Source organism: Mesorhizobium sp. URHB0026 (assembly GCF_054059755.1).
Genome location: NZ_JBSSCN010000001.1, coordinates 802,600 through 820,262, shown reverse-complemented (window position 1 = coordinate 820,262; position 17,663 = coordinate 802,600). Strand labels below are relative to the sequence as shown.

The following is a 17,663-nucleotide window of genomic DNA, read 5'->3' as shown; positions in this document are numbered from 1 at the left end:
CTTTTCAGGCTTTGGTGTAGCGAAAACACCTTAAGAAAGCGTGGGTGGGGAGGCGTGCGCAATGGCCGAAAGTCGAGCGATGACGAACGGGTGAAGGTGCCGCAAAGGCGAGACAGGCGCGGCGCCGTTTTTTAATCAGTCGAGTCTACCGGCGGCCCGTCTCTCCGCGCGTGCGACATGGTCGATCGCGCAACGGCTGATACCGATATCCTTCAGCATGAAATCGGGCATGGTCTCAAGGCGACGCCGGCCATGCCGTAGGCGCCGCCCGTGCACAAGCCAAGCGGCAACGGCCATCAGGCGGAAAATTTTGGTGCGCGGCCTCGCCAGGACGACATCGATTTCGGGCATGATCTCTCCTCGCGGTGCGCGCGAAAGGCCTGCCGGGACCTGGACCGGCAGGCCGGGTGCCGTCAGTCGGCCTTTTTCATGGCGTCACACGAGACGTTCGGGTTCATGTCGGCGAAGGCGCCGGTCGGGTTTTGCTTCCAGGCCCAGACATGAAGTTCGTAGAAAGGGCCGAGGCCATAGCGGTTGGGAGCGCTGTTGAAGTTGAACAACTGGCCTTCAAGCGAGGCCGGACCCTTCGCGGTGATGTATTCGACAGCCACCAGCTTCAGCGTGCCGTCGGACATCGGCTCGTACATCACGGCCTCCGGTTTGGCGACGTCGATCGCATCGTCCTTCAGATAGGCGCCATTGACGTAATGAATGCCCATGGCGCCGCCAGTGATGCCACTGGCGCAAGGTATCGGCGCATAGCCCTCGGCGGTGGCCGCCGCGACGTTGGCGAAGCGGCTGTTGGCCGCCCGCACCTCGTCGGCAAGCGGATTGCTCTTCCCCGCCGATGCGGCGGTGGAGGCGATCGACGTGATGAACAGTGCGGCAAGGCGCCAGAAATTGACGTTCATTTTGTTCTCCATTGATTGTTGATGATCCGGCAGGCGCCCAGGCCGGCCATCAAGGCCAGGCCTGGTTGCAGAAGCCCGCGGCATGGGAGTGGCAGTGCGGGAGGGGTTCGACCTCGTCCATCCCGTCTAACCGGACCGCGGTCTCATTGGTGCCACCACCAGTATTCCCAGTAGTCCCGCCGCATCTCGTGCTCCGGCTGACCGATGTCCCGTCTCAAATAATCGTCTTGCGGAGGCAGGCACCTGCGCCGGCCTCGCAATGCCGATAGCAGCGCGGAGACAATCCGCGATGCGAGACCGCGCCGGTGGGGTGCGGGGTCGAACGCCACGACGGCGGCCGCCGTTTCGGGAAGGAACGACAGGGAAAACCGACTGCTATCATTGCCCAGGACAATTTCACGCTCATCGCTCCAACCTTGGTCCATCGGATCAGCGATAAAAGTAGGGGTCCAGGACCCTCACCTCGGTGATCTTGTCCACCGGCAGAGAATTCTTCTGCGCCGTGCTGCGGATGGCTTCCGGCGAGGGGGCGTCGTAGATGCAGAAACTCTTGCTCTTGTCGGGCGAGACGAAGGACTGCACCCAGGTGACCCCCTTCTCGGCATTGCGCATGATGATACCGCCAAGCGCCGTTGCGCCGATGTCGTTCATCGGAAGGTTGAGTCCGTCGGGGAATGTCCGTTCGATCAGATAGCGAGGCATGGAATGGCTTCCTTTTACGATTGATTCACGCTCGAAGTGAGCGCGGTCGGAGAAGAACCATGGCCTTCGAAAGCGCGCATCGGAGCCTTTCCCCATATTTCGCAGGACGATTCCCTATGTTTTCGACGTTTGATCTTGGAGCCACACTGCGGATACCGGAGCGTGGGTATCTTGGGGGATGGGTTTGACGACGATACTCATCGGCCAGTAACGATGCTTCTGGAGCGGCAGGCGCAACTTGAACATTTGGAGGAACTGCTCGCGGCGGCGGCGCTCGGTCGCGGCCGCGTGGCGGCATTGCTGGGTGAGGCCGGCGCCGGCAAGACGGCACTCGTGGAGGCGTTCGTAAGCGGTGTTGGGCAGCACGTTTCCATATTCCGCAGCGCCTGCGAGGATCTGTCGATTCCCGATCCGCTGGGACCCCTCTATGATCTGGCCCGGGACGCGCAGTGGGCACTGCCCCGGGCGATCGATGACCGGCAAGGCCAGCGGCTGCCCTTGTTTTCTGACGCTCTCGAGGTTTTCGAGGCGAAGTCTCGTCCGGGCCTGCTGGTCATCGAGGATATGCACTGGGCCGACGACGCGACCCTGGATTTCGTCCGTTTCCTGGGCCGACGCATCGCCAACACCCATATGCTGGTGCTGTTCACGGCACGCACCGACCGTAGCGAAGGGCAGATGCGCGCGCGTCGGGTGCTCGGTGAAATTCCGGCCGCCAACGTCCAGCGTATCGAAGTGCCGCTGCTCACCGAAGCGGCGGTGTTGTCGCTTGCCGAAGCAGCCAACCGCGACGGCAGCGCAATCTACCGCGCCACCGCGGGCAACGCCTTCTTCGTCACCGAGTTGCTGGCTGCCGAAAGCGAGATGATCCCGCCGGCCAGCGTCCGCGACGCTGTGCTGGCGCGTGCCGAGCGCCTGTCGCGGGGCGGGCGCTCGATGCTCGACGCGGTGTCGGTGTTTCCGCGCCGCGCCGATGTCTGGGCGCTGCGCGGCCTCTGTGGTGTCGCCAGCGCGGGCCAGCTGGCGGAATGTGTATCGAACGGCCTGCTCGACGATCTCGGCGATGGCTATGCCTTCCGCCACGAGATCGCCCGTCGCGCCGTCGAGATGGCGCTGACGCCGAGCCATCGGCGCGAATTCAACCAGCGCGCGCTTTCCGCACTGCAGGAAAACGTCGAGGTGGCTACCGCAAGACTTGTGCACCATGCGGTGGAGGCCCAGAATTTGGAAGCCGTACGCGAGCTTGCCCCGCTCGCGGCGGGCGAGGCTTCCCGGGTCGGCGCGCATCGCGATGCGGCCGGCTATTACGAAGTCGCCCTACGGCACGCCGACAGCCTGCCCATGGGCGACAGGGCGAGGCTTTACGAGGGCTATGCCTTTGAATGCCATCTGATCGGCCGCATCGATACGGCCATCGAGGCGCAGGGCCAGGCGCGGCGGTTGCAGCAGGCGTTGGGGGACACGCTCAGGGAGGGCGACAGCCTCAGATGCCTGTCGCGCTTCGCCTATCTGGTGGGTGACCGAGAACAGGCGGACCTGTTCGGGGCACAGGCGGTGGAATTGCTGGAACAGGCGCCGGCCAGTCCGGAGCTTGCCATGGCCTATTCCAATCTCTCGCAGCTGGCGATGCTGGCCGAGAAGCTCGACGAGACGCTGCTGCTCGGCTGCAAGGCAGTCGGTTTGGCCGAACGGTTGAACAAGCCGGAAATAGTCTGTCATGCGCTGAACAATCTTGGCTCCGCCGAACAGTGGCTAGACCTGGCCAAGGGCCGGCTGCACCTCGCCCGCAGTCTTGACATCGCGCTCGGGCAGAACTTCCAGGAGCACGCCGCACGCGGCTTCACCAATTGTGCCTGCGCCGAAATGAACCAGCTCGACCTTGTCCGGGCGCAATCCTTTCTCGACCGGGGCATTGCCTATTGCGTCGAAAATGACCTCGCGACCTGGCGGGACTATATGCGGGGCGTGCAGGCGCAATTGCTTTTGCGACGCGGCCTTTGGGACGATGCGGCCGCGATGGCTCACGACATCATCGACGATAGTGCGACCACGGCCCTGGTGCGTTACCCATCCTTGGTCGCGCTGGCGAAATTGCGCATAAGACGAGGCGATCCGGCCGCGCCCGTGCTGGACGAAATGAAGCGGTTCCTAGACAAGGGAATGGAGCTGCAGCGGCTGGTGCCCTACACGGCATCGATGGCCGAACTGGCATGGCTAGGGCAAGGCGACTCCGAAGAGGCACTTCGCCTGATCGATCTGGCCGAAAGCCTGTCGCCGACGAGGGCGATGTTCGCCGAGTTGGCCGTCTGGCGGCTGCTCTTGTCACCTGCCAGCAATCCTGGCGACACGACCGGCATGGCGGAGCCCTACCGCCTGCTGCTCACCGGCGACTGGCGTGGTGCCGCGATGCTGTGGGCCCGGCTGGGCGCTCCGTTCGAACGGGCGCTCGCCCTGTTGTACGGCGACGAGCCGGCGCTGCGCCTGGCCCTGGACATATTCGAGGGGCTCGGTGCCCGGCCGGTGGCGCAGCACGTCCGCGCCGTCATGCGGCAGAATGGCGTCCATAACATCGCCAGGGGACCGCGGCAGAGCACACGCGCCAATCACGCTGGCCTGACGCTCCGCCAAATGGAGGTTCTGCACCTGATCGAGCGCGGTTTCTCCAACAAGAGAATCGCCGAGCACCTAACCATCTCACCGAAGACCGTCGATCATCATGTCTCAGCGGTGCTGGGCAAGCTGGACGCCGTTTCGCGCGGCGAGGCGACCGCCGCCGCGCGAGATTCCGGGCTGATCTGACAATATGGAAGCCTCCCCGGATCAGAAGTCCGGGAACACCGATTTCGCGGTCTTTACGCGAAGGTCCCGTGGCAGTGCTTGTATTTCTTGCCGGAGCCGCAGGGGCAGGCTTCGTTGCGGCCGACCTTGCCCCAGGTCTCGGGGTTGTTTGGGTCGCGATCCTCGGGAGCGACGATGGCGGTGCTTTCCTGGCGTACCAGAAGGGCCGTTTCGCCACCTTCGAAATCATTCTCGCCGGTGGTGCCGTCAATATGGGTGCCGAACATGTCGGGCGCTTCCGGCGGCGGCGCTTCGGCGGCCTGGCGGACCAGTTCGACTCGCATCAGCTGCGCGGTGACGGCCTGGCGCAGATTGCCGAGCATCGCCTGGAACAGCTCGAACGCCTCGCTCTTGTATTCCTGCAGCGGATCGCGCTGGGCGTAGCCGCGGAAGCCGACGACCGAACGCAGATGGTCGAGATTGACGATATGCTCGCGCCACAGATGGTCGAGCGTCTGCAGCACCACGGAGCGCTCGACATAGTTCATTACCTCGGGACCGAAACGGTCGGCGCGTTCTTGTGCGGCGGCGTCGGCGGCTTGAGAGATGCGCTCGCGGATGTCGTCCTCGGCGATGCCTTCTTCCTTCACCCAGTCCTCGATCGGCAGGTCGAGATTGAGGAATTCGGCGACCTCGGCCTTCAGGCCGGCGACATCCCACTGTTCGGCGTAGGCGTTTTCGGGAATGGCCTTGGCGACGATCTCGTCGATGACGCCCGCGCGCATCTCGCCGATGGTCTCCGAAAGGCCCTCGCCGTCCATCAGCTCGATGCGCTGCTCGAACACCACCTTGCGCTGGTCGTTGGAGACGTCGTCATATTTCAACAGGTTCTTGCGGATGTCGAAGTTGCGCGCCTCGACCTTCTTCTGCGCCTTTTCCAGCGCCTTGTTGATCCATGGATGGATGATCGCCTCGTCTTCCTTGAGCCCGAGCTTCTGCAGCATGCCGTCCATGCGCTCGGAGCCGAAGATGCGCATCAGATCGTCCTGCAGCGACAGGAAGAATTTCGAGCGGCCGGGGTCGCCCTGGCGGCCAGAGCGGCCTCTGAGCTGATTGTCGATGCGGCGCGATTCATGGCGCTCGGTGGCAAGCACGTATAGGCCGCCGGCGGCCAGCGCCTTTTCCTTCAGGCGCTCGATGTCGGCATTGATTTCCTTTTCGCGCGCCTCGCGTTCGGGGCCTTCGGGCATGTCGCCCAGTTCGTCGGCGATGCGCATCTCGGCATTGCCGCCGAGCTTGATGTCGGTACCGCGGCCGGCCATGTTGGTGGCGATGGTGATGGCGCCGGGCTTGCCTGCCTGGGCGACGATTGCCGCTTCCCGCTCGTGATGGCGGGCGTTCAGAACCTCGAAATCCGTGAAGCCTTCCTTGCGCAGGCGCTCGGCCAACTGCTCGGACTTTTCGATCGAGGTCGTACCGACCAGTGTCGGTTGACCCTTGGCGCTGGCTTCGCGGATCTCCCTGACGATCGCCTTGTACTTCTCCTCGACCGTCCGGTAGACCTCGTCGTCCTCGTCCTTGCGGATGACCGGCAGGTTGGTCGGGATCTCGGTGACTTCGAGACCGTAGATGTTGCCGAATTCCTCGGCTTCGGTCAGCGCCGTGCCGGTCATGCCGGAAAGCTTCTTGTAGAGGCGGAAGTAGTTCTGGAAGGTGACGGAAGCGAGCGTCTGGTTCTCCGGCTGGATCGCCACGTGCTCCTTGGCTTCCAGCGCCTGGTGCAGGCCTTCCGAATAGCGGCGGCCGGGCATCATGCGGCCGGTGAACTCGTCGATGATGACGATCTCGCCGTTGCGCACGATGTAGTCCTTGTCGCGCTGGAACAGCCGGTGCGCCTTCAGCGCGTTGTTGACGTGGTGGACGATGGCGACGTTCTCTACGTCGTAGAGCGACTCGCCCTTGAGCAGGTCGGCATCGCGCAGCATGTTCTCCAGCTTCTCGGTGCCTTCCTCGGTAAAGATCGAGGTCTTCTGCTTCTCGTCGATCTCATAATCCTGCGGCTGCAGCTGGATGATGAAGGTGTCGATGGTGTTGTACATTTCCGAACGGTCCTCGAGCGGACCGGAAATGATCAGCGGCGTGCGCGCTTCGTCGACCAGAATGGAATCGACCTCGTCGACGATCGCGTAATTGTGACCGCGCTGCACCATCTGGACGCGCTCGTACTTCATGTTGTCACGCAGATAATCGAAGCCGAGTTCGTTGTTGGTGGCGTAGGTGACGTCGGAGGCGTAGGCGACGCGACGCTCCTCGTCCGATAGGCCGTGGACGATAACGCCGACCGAGAGGCCGAGGAATTTATAGACGCGGCCCATCCATTCGGAGTCGCGGGTGGCGAGATAGTCGTTGACGGTCACGACATGGACGCCGTTGCCGGCGAGCGCGTTGAGATAGACCGGCAGCGTCGCGACCAGGGTCTTGCCCTCCCCGGTGCGCATCTCGGCGATGCCGCCATTGTGCAGCACCATGCCGCCGATCAGCTGGACGTCGAAGGGGCGCATGCCAAGCACGCGGCGCGCGGCCTCGCGGGCGGTTGCGAAGGCCGGGACCAGCAGATCGTCGAGGCTGGCGCCGTTGGCGATATCCTGGCGAAATTTTTCCGTGCGGCCGGCAAGCTCGGCATCGGAGAGCGCCCGCATCTCGTTTTCCATGGCGTTGATCGCCTCGACACGGGGGCGGGTCGATTTGACCCGACGGTCGTTGGAGGAACCGAAAACCTTACGGGCGAGACCGCCGAGACTGACCATCCAATGGTCCTTTCGATAGAATTCTCAATCTTGAGACGGACGCCGGCCGGCCCCATCACATCCACGTGAACGCACCGCCTGAATACGGGCAAACACAAAAAGCGCCCGGAAAACGGTTCTGGACGCCAAGTCGATGGACAGATAAGAGGGGGCTCAACTGATGTCAACGCCGCGCTGGCCCTGCCGGTCGCGCCAAATTCCGCCACAATCTGGCTGATCTGGAAGCCACCCTCCCTACAATCCCTGACCGGAGTCATCCTTATGTCCTTGTTGTTCAGCCGTGCGTCGCTTGCCAGCCTTGGCCTGGCCCTCGGCCTGTCGGCTCTTTGCCTGTCGCCTGTCACCGCGCAGGAGACCGCTCCCGCTCCGGCCGCCCCGGCGGACGCGGCCGCCCCGGCCGCGGCGCCCGTCGACCCGAATACCGTGATCGCCACCGTCAACGGCCAGCCCTTGACCGAGGCCGATCTGGTGCTTGCCGAAGGCGAGCTGTCGCAGCAGTTCGCGCAATTGCCGCCCGAGCAGCGCCGCGCCGCGGCACTTTCGGCGGCCATCGAAATCCGCGTCATGGCAGCCAAGGCGGTCACCGACGGTCTCGATAAGGATCCTGACTTCCAGCGCCGCATGGCTTTCCTGCAGCAGCGCGCGCTGCATGGCGAGATGGTTGAGAAGGGTGTGGTCGACAAGGTCACCGACGCCGAGGTTCGCGCCCGCTACGACCAGGAAATCGCCAACACGCCGCCGGTCAACGAGGTGCATGCCCGTCACATCCTCGTGAAGACGAAGGAAGAGGCCGAGGCGATCATCAAGCAGCTCGACAGCGGCGGCGATTTCCAGAAGCTCGCCAACGAGCACACCAGCGATCCCTCGGGCAAGTCCAATGGCGGCGATCTCGGCTGGTTCGGACCTGGCCAGATGGTGCCGGAGTTCGACAAGGCGGCCTCCGCGCTCGAGGTCGGCAAATACACCAAGGAGCCAGTGCAGACGCAGTTCGGCTGGCATGTCATCAAGCTCGAGGACAAGCGCGCCAAGCAGCCGCCGGCCTTCGACGACGTCAAGGATCAGGCCAAGCAAGCCGTCATCCGCGACAAGTATTTCGCGCTGGTCAAGTCGCTGCGCGGCGGCGCCAAGGTCGAGATCCCCGACGCCAATCTGAAAAAGGCCGTCGACACGCTGGAAAGCGCCAAGTAACACACGCAATCGCGAAGGCGCGGCGAGTGATTGCTCGCCGCGCCTATTTTTTTGCCGTTCTTTAGGGCTTGGGCGTGACGATGCCTCGCGTGACATAGCCAACAGCGGTTCGTATCGTGGTTTCATCCACATCGAGGCGGTTGGTCAAAAGATGCTTCCAGGCGAAGGACCCGATCAGATCGGCCACCACCTCTGAATCGATATCGTCGGCAATCTCACCCCTTGCCTTGGCGCGGTCCACGATCAGGCTGTTGTGAGTCCGGCGCCCGGTGGCATAGCCGGCGAGCGCCGCGCCGGCGGTCTCATCCGATTGCGCCTCGGCAATCAGCGACCTGTACACGCTGCCCGAAGGCGTGTCGCGCCAATGCGCGAACAGGTTTTTCAGGAAGCCGACGAGGTCTTCTTCCAAGCTTCCGCTGTCTGGAATGTCGACGCGCTTCTGGCGCTGATAAACTTCGAGCAGCAATGCCGCCTTGCTTGGCCACCAGCGATAGATGGTCGGCTTGCCGGCGCGCGCGCGGCGCGCCACGGCCTCGATCGAGAAGCCGGCATAGCCGCCTTCGACCAGCACTGCCTCGGCAGCCTCCAGAATGGCGTCCGCACTGTCGGGATTGCGCCGCGCACCGATCGATCTGCGCGCCGTATCCGCCTCCTCGGCCATGCCTGTCGTCCCCGTTTCAATTCGCGGCAATGATAAGCGATCCCGCGATGAAACGAAACGACCCGTTTTTTGGCGAGGTGCCGGCGCCGTCATCCGACGGTGGTCGTCACATCGCCCGCGACGTCTCCGACACGATGCGTGATCCCTTCTCGGTCTTGACCAATTCCAGCGTCAGCCGCGCTGCCGGCTACGCGCGCCGCCGGCTTGTCCTTTGGCGTGTAGTCGTAGCTCATGGCAAAGACGGCTTGAGCGCTGCTCTCGCCCTGCGGGGTAACCTCCAGGCTGCCGGGTTCCAGGCCAAGCGACCAAGAGGCCCATTGCACGAACCAGTCGCTCTTCACACTCACAAGCGTCTCGGCATCGTAGGTGTGCCGAAGACGGTGGCCGATGGGCCATAAAGCCGTTTGACGGCGGCGCGCATGTCCTTGACGTCCGGCGACAGGTAATCGTCGCGCAGGAATTTCTCGATCGCGCTTTTGTCGTCGCCGACCGAACGCTCGAGCGTCGCCACCTGCGTCGAAAGCGCCGGCGCGGCCGCCGGTTCCGGTGCCGTTACCGGTCCCGCGCCCGGTACGAACTCGAAGCGTTCGAGCAGCGATCCCTGCTCCCATGGGCGCTGTGACTCGCGGGTTTGGAGACCACGTCGCGGCGCACCGCTATCATCATGTCGTTCATGCTTTGTCCGGGCTCGGCGATGTGGCGCAGCAGGGCCTGGGCGAGGGTGAGTTGCGCCCCGATCCGTCCATGGCGACCGCGCCCGGCGCCGTCGCGAAGGCAATGAAGGAGCCGCGTGTCGAATCGAACTGCGCCAGTCCCGCCAGCGCCGTTGCCGAGCGGGTGGTGGCGGTGCGGCTCAAGCTGCGGGCAAACGGGTTGTTGCGGCAGGCGTCGAGGAACACCAGCCTAACCTTGGCCTGCTGTTCCATGATGTCGAGGACTTCGTCGATCGGCACCGCTTCGAGCTGCAGCTTACCGGCACGTCCAGCCTGGCGTCGACCGGCACGATATAGTTGCGGCCTTCGACCTGCAGGCCATGGCCGGCATAGTAGAAAAGCCCGACGCCGGCGCCTTCGAGCGCATCGGAGAACTCGCCGATGCTGCGTTCAACCTCGCGCTTGCCAAGATCGTTGCCTTCAATGACTTCGAAGCCGATGGTACGCAGCTTGTCGACGATGTCGAGGGCGTCGTTGACCGGATTGGCCAGCGTGCCGGCCTCGGCATAAGTGCCGTTGCCGATGACGAGCGCCACGCGCCGCCCCGGCCCGGCATCGGCGCCCAGCAGCAAAAGTCCCAGAAACGCCCAAGCGAGGATTGCAAGCCTGCCCATGAGGAAGATCATAGCGCCACGCACCCCGGCGACGCCAACGGATTTGAAATGCAAGCTTAATCCTCAACGGGTTTGGCCTCCGCGGGAGCGATGAAAACGCGCTTGCACCGGCGCGCCGTATCGGGCAAACCGGCCTTCCCCTTGCGATTTTCCCGCCCGAGGTCTGCATGTCCACGACGATTTCCCCGCTTGCGCCGAAGAAATATCCAAAAATGCCCGCCATCGAAGGGGTCCGCATCGCCACCGCCGAAGCGGGGATAAAGTACAAGGGCCGCACCGACCTGCTGGCCATGGTGTTCGATGCCGGCACCGCGGTCGCCGGCGTGTTCACCAAGTCGAAATGTCCCTCGGCGCCGGTTGATTTCTGCCGCCAGAACCTTGGCTCCGGCAAGGCGCGGGTGCTGGTCGTCAATTCCGGCAACGCCAACGCCTTCACCGGGCAGAAGGGCCGCGAGTCCACCGCGCTGACGGGCGAAGCGGCGGCGAAGGCCGCGGGCTGCACGGCAGGCGAGGTTTTCCTGGCATCGACTGGCGTCATCGGCGAACCGCTCGACACGACCAAGTTCAGCCATCTGCTCGCCGGGCTGGTCAGCGACGGCAAACCGGACCTGTGGACAGAGGCGGCGAAGGCCATCATGACCACGGATACATATCCGAAAGTGGCGACGGCGACGGTCAAGCTCGGCGACGCCGATGTGACCATCAATGGCATTTCCAAGGGCGCCGGCATGATCGCGCCCGACATGGCGACGATGCTGTCCTTCATCGCCACCGACGCGCCGATCGCGGCTCCTGTCCTGCAGGACCTGTTATCGCGCGGCACGGCCAAGACGTTCAATGCTGTAACCGTCGACAGCGATACCTCGACCAGCGACACGCTGCTGTTGTTTGCCACCGGCAAGGCGGCAAAGCGCGGCGCGCCCGAGATCACCGATCCCAGGGATGCCCGCCTTGGTCAGTTCCGCCGGGCGCTCGGCAAGGTGCTGAAGTCGCTGGCGTTGCAGGTGGTTCGCGACGGCGAGGGCGCCCGCAAGCAGGTCGAGGTCACCGTCACCGGGGCCAAGTCGGCCCGCTCGGCCAAACGCATCGCGCTGTCGATCGCCAATTCGCCGCTGGTCAAGACGGCGGTCGCCGGCGAGGACGCCAATTGGGGCCGCGTCGTCATGGCCGTCGGCAAGGCCGGCGAGCCCGCGGATCGCGACCGGCTGTCGATCTGGTTCGGCGACAACAGGCTGGCGCATGAGGGTGAGCGCGACCCCAGCTATTCGGAAGAAAAGACCTCGGCCTATATGAAGCGCGACGACATCCGCATCCGCGCCGATATCGGCATCGGCCGCGGCAAGGCGACGGTGTGGACCTGCGATCTCACCAAGGAATATGTCGCCATCAATGGCGACTACCGGAGCTGATCGCCTTGGTTTCGCGTCATCCCGCAAGCATGCTCGCGACCGTGCGCCGCTACGAGGCGGCCGGCTTTCGCGCCTGGCCCGCGGCCGCCGTCCACTATGACGGCACCTGGGTGGTGCGCCTGACCGCCGGTCATCCGGCCAAGCGGCTGAACTCGGTCAATCCGCTCGATCCCGGCGACATCCAGCACATCGCCGACCGCATCGGTCGCGCGAGCCGCCGTTTCGACGCGTACGGCCGGCCGCTGACGTTCCGCATGTCGCCATTGTCGGGTCCCGATCTTGCCAGCCATCTCGACAAGGAGGGGTGGAGCCGGTTCGACGAATCGCTGGTCATGCGGCTGCCGCTGGCCGATGCGCAACTCGACGCCGCCATGGACCAGATCCCGCTCAAGGACATCAGCCGCTTCATCGGCGCATTGCTCAAGGTCAGCGGCTCGGACGTGTCGCTGCGGCCGGGCCTGTCGGAGATCATCGGAGCCATCCAGCCTGAAGCCGGGCTGTTCGCGCTCGAGGATGGGACGGAGCCGCTGGCGACGCTGATCTGTGTGCATGACGGCGATCTCGCCGGCCTGTTCGAGGTCGCTACCGACAAGGCGGTGCGCAACAAGGGCCACGGCCGCAACCTGATCCTGTCAGCACTGAAATGGGCGAGGCTGCGCGGCGCACGGGAAGCCTGGCTGCAGGTCGAGGCCGGCAACGCGCCGGCGCTGGCGCTCTACCGCGCGCTCGGCTTCGAGGAAGTCTATCGCTATCACTACCGCCGGCCGCCTGGTCATGGGTGAATCGGGCATGAATGATGTGACGATCGCCGGCAAGCGCCTGCTTCTGGTCGCCGCTTGCGCGCTGGTCGATGCCGATGGCCGCGTGCTGCTGGCGCAGCGGCCGCAAGGCAAGCAACTCGCCGGCCTGTGGGAGTTTCCCGGCGGCAAGGTCGAGGCCGGCGAGACGCCGGAACAATGCCTTGTCCGTGAACTGCACGAGGAGATCGGTATCGAGACCGATATCCCATGCCTGGCGCCGCTGACCTTCGCCAGCCATTCCTATGACGACTTCCACTTGCTGATGCCGCTTTTTGTCTGCCGCCGCTTCCGCGGCATCGCCCAGCCGAGGGAAGGGCAGGCGCTGAAATGGGTGCGGCCCAAACAGATGCGCGATTATCCGATGCCGCCGGCCGATACGCCATTGATCCCCTTCCTGATCGATCTCCTTTGAGGATCCGATTGGACCACCGTCCATATCAGCCAGCGTTAATGGAAGATTTATCTCATCATGAAAAAGTTGACGCATTGCCGTTTTCGTGCGGCAGCCGTCATTTCGCTGGGGAGCGATAGAATGAGCCTGGACAGGGATTGGGATTCGATCCGGCCCGAGCGCGGCTTTCGTGCCGCCGAAGCGGGCATGGGCGTCCTGCGCCTCACGCTGCTTTTCGGATCGGCCGCCGTGGCGCTGGCGTTGATCGCGTCCCCTTTCCTCGACAGCCAGGCGCGTTCGCAAACGGCCCGCGACGGTTTCCCCCGCCTGGACATGACGGCTACCGGTTCGATCAGCCATCGCAGCAGCTATACGGTACGCCGCAGCGTGCTGCAGGCCGATCCGGGTGGCGTCTGCATTATCCGTTCCGATGGCAAAAGCAGTGGCGACTGCTGACAAGGCCAGGACCTTTCCGACGGTCGGCGGCTTCACCGCCTGTTAAGCCTTTGCCGTTAACCTTTCTTAACACGTCCGCGGTAAAGTTTCCGCAACGGGGATCGAGGCCATGAAAACAGTGCTGCTGCGTTTTCTGGAGGACGAAAACGGCACCACGGTCGTCGAATACGCCCTGATCATCTGCGTACTGTCGCTGACGATCATCGGGGGTATCAGCCAGGTCTTCAACACGCTGACCTGGTTGTTCAGCGACAACTCCAGCAGGCTTGCCAACGCCTTTGCGCAATGAGGCTGGTGCCTGCGAAAAGGTCAATGCCCATCAGGCCCCTCCAGTATAGTCTTCAGCGAAACCTTGGCTGAACCGGGTTTCAGCGGCTTTTGCTGCGATGCATCGGGCGCCCAGCCGGACATCCAGACCGTCGAGAAGCTTGCCCTGATACGACCGTCGGGGTCGGAAAAACGTTCGGCGTAGATTTCCGCGGCGCGGGCAAACAGCTGGCGCGTGCCCGGCCGCCGGCTGCGGTCGGCCAGCGCGCTGGTTTCGCCCATGGCACGCAGATCCGCCATCAGGGCAAACAGGTTGGCATAGCGCACCGTCACCGTCTCGACGTCGGCGACCGGCAGCGCGAAACCGGCGCGCTGCAGCAACGCACCGGCATCACGTACGTCGGTGAAGGGGATGACGCGAGGGCTGACGCCGCCGTAGAGCTCTGTCTCCGCGGCAAGCAGGCTTTCGCGCAGTTCCGCAAGCGTGCCTGCTCCTGCGAACGCGCCGAGGAAAAGTCCGTCCGGCCGCAGCGCGCGGCGGATCTGGATCAACATGCCCGGGATGTCGTTCATCGCCTGCAGCGACAAAAGCGATACCACCAGATCAAGACTTTGCGGCTCGAACGGGACGGTCTCCGGCGGTGCAATCAGGCCGGCGGCACCATTTAGGAAAGCCGCGGCCGTCTCGACACGGGCGATATCCTCCACCTTGCCGCTCCGCGCAAGGACGCCGGCCGCGGCCGATGTCTGGCAAAACAGCACCGCCGCCTTGGCGAACTTTCGCTCGACGGCGCCCAGCCGGTCGGCGAGATCGTCGGCGGCACGGCGCATGAGGAAGTCGGCGCCGTCAACCGGATGGATGAGCGCGCGCCGCTTGTGCGCCAGCCACAGAGAGGTGTCCATTATCGGCTGCAAGGGATTGATCCTTGTATGTCGGCCCCTTGATGTGATTGGTATGGTGGCGCCGAGGAACCAATCACGTGGCCGATCCGATGCCCAAGATCAAGTCCGTCGAGATCAGCAAGCTGGCCGGGTCTGCTGCCCGGTCGGCTCTGGGCTGGCCGGCGCGCATCCTGTTTCCGCCGGTCTGCGCCGGTTGCCGCCGGCAGGTCTCGCAGCCTGGTGTGTTGTGCGGCGCCTGCTGGCCGAAGCTGCGGCTGCTGGAGCGGCCCTGGTGTCCGGTGATGGGCACGCCGTTCACCCATCACATGGGCGATGGTTTTCTGTCGGCGGAAGCGATCGCGGATCCGCCGCCCTTCGAACGGGCACGGGCCGCGGTCGTCTACTCCGGCGTTGCCCGCCAGATGGTGCAAGGGCTGAAATACCAGGACCGTACGGATCTCGCACCCTGGATGGCGCGCTGGATGGTCCGTGTGGGCGCCGACCTGATCGCCGACGCGCATGTGGTGGTGCCGGTGCCGCTGCATTGGCGCCGTTTTTTTAGGCGGCGGTTCAACCAGTCGGCGGAACTGGCGCGCGCGGTTTGCGAACTTAGCGGGCTGCCTTTCGCGCCCTCCGCCATGCGGCGTATAAAACTCACCCGCCAGCAGGTCGGACTGGAGCGGCAGGAGCGCGAGGAGAACGTGCGCGCCGCCTTTCGCGTGCCGGCAGAGGCCGAGATCGAGATTGCCGGCCGAAGGGTGCTTCTGATCGACGATGTCTACACCACCGGCGCCACCGTGCGTGCCGCCACCAAGGCGCTGAAAAGGGGAGGTGCGGCCGCCGTCGACGTGCTGACCTTTGCCCGTGTGTTGCCGGGGGACTTCCGGGCGGACGAGTCCGTGACTATATAAGTCGTCAACAGAAGCGGAATTCGTCATGGTCGATGTCACGATCTATACGCGCATGATGTGCGGCTACTGCACGGCGGCCAAGCGGTTGCTGGAGCGCAAAGGCGTCCCCTATACCGAGCACGACGCTTCCTTCTCTCCGGAACTGCGCCAGGAGATGATGTCGCGGGCTCACGGCCGCACGACTTTTCCGCAGATTTTCATAGGCGACACGCATGTGGGCGGCTGCGACGACCTCCATGATCTGGAGGCAGAAGGCCGACTGGACAAACTGCTCGCCAACGGCTCGTCGAACTGAGGGGATGACAATGAGTGTTTTCAGGGCGGCGGCAGTGCAGATGCGTTCAGGCGAGAGTCCCGAGCGCAATGCGGCCGATATGGAGCGGCTGGTGCGCGAGGCCGCGGCCCAGGGCGCCATCTACATCCAGACGCCGGAGATGACCGGCGCGCTGATCCGCGACAAGGAAGCGCGTGCCGCCTCCTTCACCTCGCAGGACAAGGACATCGTTGTCGCAACCGCGCGGAAGCTCGCCAGTGAGCTTGGCATCTTCCTGCACGTTGGCTCGACCGCCATACTGCGCGCCGACGGCAAACTCGCCAACCGCGCGCTCCTGTTCGGACCCGATGGCGCGACGCTCGCCACCTACGACAAGATCCACATGTTCGACGTCGACCTCGATAACGGCGAAAGCTGGCGCGAATCCGCCGCCTATGAGCCGGGGACCGAAGCCGTCGTTATTCCGATCAACGATGCGAAACTAGGCTTTGCCGTCTGCTACGACCTGCGTTTTCCGCAATTGTTCCGTGCCGAAGCGATGGCCGGCGCCGAGGTGCTGACCGTGCCCGCGGCCTTCACCCGCCAGACCGGCGAAGCGCATTGGCATGTGCTGCTCAGGGCACGCGCCATTGAGAACGGCGCCTATGTCGTCGCCGCCGCTCAAGGCGGCCTGCACGAGGACGGCCGCGAGACCTATGGGCATTCGCTGATCGTCGATCCGTGGGGTCGCATCATCGCCGAGGCCGCGCATGACGAGCCAGCGGTGATTGTCGCCGAGATCGACCCGGCGCAGTCGATTGCCGCGCGCAAGAAAATCCCCAATCTCAGGAATGCGCGGGATTTCACCATCAATGCCGGCGAGGCGCCGCGTCTCAGGGGCGCCGCATCTTGATCCGCTTTTCCCTGATCTGCGAAAACGAGCATGAGTTCGAGGGTTGGTTTCGCAGCAATGACGATTTCGACACGCAGAAGAAGCGCGGTTTTGTCGATTGCCCCAGCTGCGGCTCGCACAAGGTCGAGAAGGCGCTGATGGCCCCGGCCGTTTCCACGGCCCGCAAGCAGGAAACCATAGCGCTTGCTATGGGCGAGGCGCAGAAGCAGGCGCTGGCGCAGCTGAAGGCGATGGCCGAGAAGGTGCGCGAAAACGCCGACTATGTCGGCGACAAGTTCGCCGAGGAAGCGCGCAAGATCCATTTCGGCGAAACCGATGCGCGCGGCATCTATGGCGAGGCGACGCTTGAAGAGGCCAAGGGCCTGGCCGAGGACGGCGTCGAGTTCATGCCGATCCCGGTGTTTCCGGACGACCGGAACTGAGCGATCAGCTGACGCTGCCGATCAACTTTTCCAGCAGTTGCGAAAGCGTTTCCCGTTCGGCCAGTGTAAGGCCGGACAGGATCTGATGCTCGTTCGCCACATGTGCCGCAACGGCCTCGTCGATCAAAGCGAGCCCCTGTTCGGTCAGCCGCACGACGATGCCGCGCCGATCGTTGGGGTGCGGTGCACGCAGGATCAATCCGGCCTTTTCCAACCGGTCGAGCCGGTTGGTCATGGCGCCGGAGGTCACCATGGTGGCCTCGTAGAGCGCTGTCGGGGTCAGTGCGTACGGTGAGCCGGAGCGGCGCAGCGTCGCCAGCACATCGAACTCTCCCGCCTGCAGTCCAAAACGGGCAAACAGCGGGGCGAGGCGATCACGTGCTATCAGCGAGGAGACCTCATTCAAGCGCCCGATCACGGCCATCGGCGACACATCCAGGTCCGGCCGTTCCCGCTGCCATTGCTCGATGGCTTTCCCAGCGCGGTCCATCTATCTCACCATAGTATCTTGACGTTAAGAATCTTTCCATTATCTTATCTCAATATTCAACGCCGGCCAAGAGGCTGTGCACCCATAGGGTTCAT

Annotated in this window: 22 protein-coding genes; 11 read left to right on the top strand and 11 right to left on the bottom strand. The window is 64.1% G+C overall.

What is annotated here, in order from left to right:
- Positions 1–135 precede the first annotated feature (135 nt).
- The 3 genes from ACVWWD_RS04135 to ACVWWD_RS04125 all read right to left on the bottom strand — a co-directional run bounded on the left by ACVWWD_RS04135 (position 136) and on the right by ACVWWD_RS04125 (position 1,613).
- Positions 136–351, bottom strand: a complete 216-nt coding sequence (locus ACVWWD_RS04135; protein ID WP_023783553.1) for a DUF1127 domain-containing protein — start codon at positions 349–351, stop codon at positions 136–138.
- Between the two features lie 62 nt (positions 352–413).
- Positions 414–911 (bottom strand): hypothetical protein, encoded by a 498-nt coding sequence (locus ACVWWD_RS04130; RefSeq protein WP_023770751.1) that lies wholly within the window; start codon positions 909–911, stop codon positions 414–416.
- Positions 912–1,340: 429 nt separating this feature from the next.
- Positions 1,341–1,613, bottom strand: a complete 273-nt coding sequence (locus ACVWWD_RS04125; protein WP_023770749.1) for a DUF4242 domain-containing protein — start codon at positions 1,611–1,613, stop codon at positions 1,341–1,343.
- 213 nt (positions 1,614–1,826) lie between these two features.
- Here ACVWWD_RS04125 and ACVWWD_RS04120 point away from each other — a divergent pair, with 213 nt between their 5' ends.
- Positions 1,827–4,412: a helix-turn-helix transcriptional regulator gene (locus ACVWWD_RS04120; protein ID WP_352688524.1), complete on the top strand. Its 2,586-nt coding sequence runs from the start codon at positions 1,827–1,829 to the stop codon at positions 4,410–4,412.
- Between the two features lie 53 nt (positions 4,413–4,465).
- On the opposite strand, the gene secA is transcribed toward ACVWWD_RS04120, so the two are convergent.
- Positions 4,466–7,198, bottom strand: a complete 2,733-nt coding sequence (secA, locus tag ACVWWD_RS04115; protein ID WP_023783550.1) for a preprotein translocase subunit SecA — start codon at positions 7,196–7,198, stop codon at positions 4,466–4,468.
- A 261-nt stretch (positions 7,199–7,459) separates the two neighbouring features.
- Here secA and ACVWWD_RS04110 point away from each other — a divergent pair, with 261 nt between their 5' ends.
- Positions 7,460–8,386 carry a peptidylprolyl isomerase gene (locus ACVWWD_RS04110; protein WP_023783549.1) on the top strand — a complete coding sequence of 309 codons (927 nt, stop codon included), beginning with the start codon at positions 7,460–7,462 and terminating at the stop codon, positions 8,384–8,386.
- Positions 8,387–8,447: 61 nt separating this feature from the next.
- Here the strand turns inward: ACVWWD_RS04110 and ACVWWD_RS04105 are convergent, their stop codons facing one another.
- From ACVWWD_RS04105 to ACVWWD_RS04085, 5 genes are all read right to left on the bottom strand, one after another.
- A complete protein-coding gene (locus ACVWWD_RS04105; protein WP_023795059.1) occupies positions 8,448–9,047 on the bottom strand; it encodes a TetR/AcrR family transcriptional regulator in 600 nt (199 codons plus the stop codon).
- Positions 9,048–9,136: 89 nt separating this feature from the next.
- Complete coding sequence (locus tag ACVWWD_RS04100) at positions 9,137–9,394, bottom strand: hypothetical protein (protein WP_352548752.1); 258 nt, start codon at positions 9,392–9,394, stop codon at positions 9,137–9,139.
- Positions 9,391–9,558 (bottom strand): hypothetical protein, encoded by a 168-nt coding sequence (locus tag ACVWWD_RS04095; RefSeq protein WP_352548753.1) that lies wholly within the window; start codon positions 9,556–9,558, stop codon positions 9,391–9,393. The genes ACVWWD_RS04100 and ACVWWD_RS04095 overlap by 4 nt, the downstream gene beginning before the upstream one ends.
- 160 nt (positions 9,559–9,718) lie before the next feature.
- Entirely contained in the window at positions 9,719–9,946 is a 228-nt protein-coding gene (locus tag ACVWWD_RS04090) for a hypothetical protein (RefSeq protein WP_457102920.1), read from the bottom strand.
- A complete protein-coding gene (locus ACVWWD_RS04085; RefSeq protein ID WP_352548756.1) occupies positions 9,901–10,428 on the bottom strand; it encodes a caspase family protein in 528 nt (175 codons plus the stop codon). The genes ACVWWD_RS04090 and ACVWWD_RS04085 overlap by 46 nt, the downstream gene beginning before the upstream one ends.
- 113 nt (positions 10,429–10,541) lie before the next feature.
- On the opposite strand from ACVWWD_RS04085, the gene argJ reads away from it, so the two are divergent.
- The 5 genes from argJ (at position 10,542) to ACVWWD_RS04060 (ending at position 13,719) form a co-directional block, all read left to right on the top strand.
- On the top strand, positions 10,542–11,783 hold the full coding sequence (argJ, locus tag ACVWWD_RS04080; protein ID WP_023770744.1) for a bifunctional glutamate N-acetyltransferase/amino-acid acetyltransferase ArgJ: 1,242 nt from the start codon (positions 10,542–10,544) through the stop codon (positions 11,781–11,783).
- Positions 11,784–11,812: 29 nt separating this feature from the next.
- A complete protein-coding gene (locus ACVWWD_RS04075; RefSeq protein WP_352548780.1) occupies positions 11,813–12,565 on the top strand; it encodes a GNAT family N-acetyltransferase in 753 nt (250 codons plus the stop codon).
- 7 nt (positions 12,566–12,572) lie between these two features.
- Complete coding sequence (locus ACVWWD_RS04070; protein ID WP_023770742.1) at positions 12,573–12,995, top strand: (deoxy)nucleoside triphosphate pyrophosphohydrolase; 423 nt, start codon at positions 12,573–12,575, stop codon at positions 12,993–12,995.
- A gap of 120 nt (positions 12,996–13,115) precedes the next feature.
- Entirely contained in the window at positions 13,116–13,430 is a 315-nt protein-coding gene (locus ACVWWD_RS04065; protein WP_352548759.1) for a hypothetical protein, read from the top strand.
- Between the two features lie 109 nt (positions 13,431–13,539).
- Positions 13,540–13,719, top strand: a complete 180-nt coding sequence (locus ACVWWD_RS04060; RefSeq protein ID WP_023770740.1) for a Flp family type IVb pilin — start codon at positions 13,540–13,542, stop codon at positions 13,717–13,719.
- Between the two features lie 20 nt (positions 13,720–13,739).
- Here the strand turns inward: ACVWWD_RS04060 and ACVWWD_RS04055 are convergent, their stop codons facing one another.
- Complete coding sequence (locus tag ACVWWD_RS04055) at positions 13,740–14,612, bottom strand: methyltransferase domain-containing protein (RefSeq protein ID WP_023770739.1); 873 nt, start codon at positions 14,610–14,612, stop codon at positions 13,740–13,742.
- A gap of 77 nt (positions 14,613–14,689) precedes the next feature.
- Here ACVWWD_RS04055 and ACVWWD_RS04050 point away from each other — a divergent pair, with 77 nt between their 5' ends.
- From ACVWWD_RS04050 to ACVWWD_RS04035, 4 genes are read left to right on the top strand one after another with little or no spacing between them, the layout of a single operon-like run.
- Positions 14,690–15,490, top strand: coding sequence for a double zinc ribbon domain-containing protein (locus ACVWWD_RS04050; protein WP_435054002.1), 801 nt, complete (start codon positions 14,690–14,692; stop codon positions 15,488–15,490).
- A gap of 25 nt (positions 15,491–15,515) precedes the next feature.
- Positions 15,516–15,785, top strand: a complete 270-nt coding sequence (grxC, locus tag ACVWWD_RS04045) for a glutaredoxin 3 (protein ID WP_023770737.1) — start codon at positions 15,516–15,518, stop codon at positions 15,783–15,785.
- Between the two features lie 10 nt (positions 15,786–15,795).
- A complete protein-coding gene (locus ACVWWD_RS04040) occupies positions 15,796–16,656 on the top strand; it encodes a carbon-nitrogen hydrolase family protein (protein WP_352548761.1) in 861 nt (286 codons plus the stop codon).
- On the top strand, positions 16,653–17,078 hold the full coding sequence (locus ACVWWD_RS04035) for a DUF1178 family protein (protein WP_023770735.1): 426 nt from the start codon (positions 16,653–16,655) through the stop codon (positions 17,076–17,078). Before ACVWWD_RS04040 ends, ACVWWD_RS04035 begins: the two co-directional genes overlap by 4 nt.
- A gap of 4 nt (positions 17,079–17,082) precedes the next feature.
- Here the strand turns inward: ACVWWD_RS04035 and ACVWWD_RS04030 are convergent, their stop codons facing one another.
- Positions 17,083–17,568, bottom strand: a complete 486-nt coding sequence (locus ACVWWD_RS04030) for a MarR family winged helix-turn-helix transcriptional regulator (RefSeq protein WP_352548762.1) — start codon at positions 17,566–17,568, stop codon at positions 17,083–17,085.
- Between the last annotated feature and the right edge of the window lie 95 nt (positions 17,569–17,663).

Coding starts and splice junctions, on each gene's coding strand:
- ACVWWD_RS04070 (WP_023770742.1), top strand. CDS start 12,573: ATGAATGATGTGACGATCGCCGGCAAGCGCCTGCTTCTGGTCGCCGCT.
- argJ (WP_023770744.1), top strand. CDS start 10,542: ATGTCCACGACGATTTCCCCGCTTGCGCCGAAGAAATATCCAAAAATG.
- ACVWWD_RS04135 (WP_023783553.1), bottom strand. CDS start 351: ATGCCCGAAATCGATGTCGTCCTGGCGAGGCCGCGCACCAAAATTTTC.
- ACVWWD_RS04065 (WP_352548759.1), top strand. CDS start 13,116: ATGAGCCTGGACAGGGATTGGGATTCGATCCGGCCCGAGCGCGGCTTT.
- ACVWWD_RS04110 (WP_023783549.1), top strand. CDS start 7,460: ATGTCCTTGTTGTTCAGCCGTGCGTCGCTTGCCAGCCTTGGCCTGGCC.
- ACVWWD_RS04030 (WP_352548762.1), bottom strand. CDS start 17,568: ATGGACCGCGCTGGGAAAGCCATCGAGCAATGGCAGCGGGAACGGCCG.
- ACVWWD_RS04120 (WP_352688524.1), top strand. CDS start 1,827: ATGCTTCTGGAGCGGCAGGCGCAACTTGAACATTTGGAGGAACTGCTC.
- grxC (WP_023770737.1), top strand. CDS start 15,516: ATGGTCGATGTCACGATCTATACGCGCATGATGTGCGGCTACTGCACG.
- ACVWWD_RS04040 (WP_352548761.1), top strand. CDS start 15,796: ATGAGTGTTTTCAGGGCGGCGGCAGTGCAGATGCGTTCAGGCGAGAGT.
- ACVWWD_RS04075 (WP_352548780.1), top strand. CDS start 11,813: ATGCTCGCGACCGTGCGCCGCTACGAGGCGGCCGGCTTTCGCGCCTGG.
- ACVWWD_RS04105 (WP_023795059.1), bottom strand. CDS start 9,047: ATGGCCGAGGAGGCGGATACGGCGCGCAGATCGATCGGTGCGCGGCGC.
- ACVWWD_RS04130 (WP_023770751.1), bottom strand. CDS start 911: ATGAACGTCAATTTCTGGCGCCTTGCCGCACTGTTCATCACGTCGATC.
- secA (WP_023783550.1), bottom strand. CDS start 7,198: ATGGTCAGTCTCGGCGGTCTCGCCCGTAAGGTTTTCGGTTCCTCCAAC.
- ACVWWD_RS04060 (WP_023770740.1), top strand. CDS start 13,540: ATGAAAACAGTGCTGCTGCGTTTTCTGGAGGACGAAAACGGCACCACG.
- ACVWWD_RS04050 (WP_435054002.1), top strand. CDS start 14,690: ATGCCCAAGATCAAGTCCGTCGAGATCAGCAAGCTGGCCGGGTCTGCT.
- ACVWWD_RS04125 (WP_023770749.1), bottom strand. CDS start 1,613: ATGCCTCGCTATCTGATCGAACGGACATTCCCCGACGGACTCAACCTT.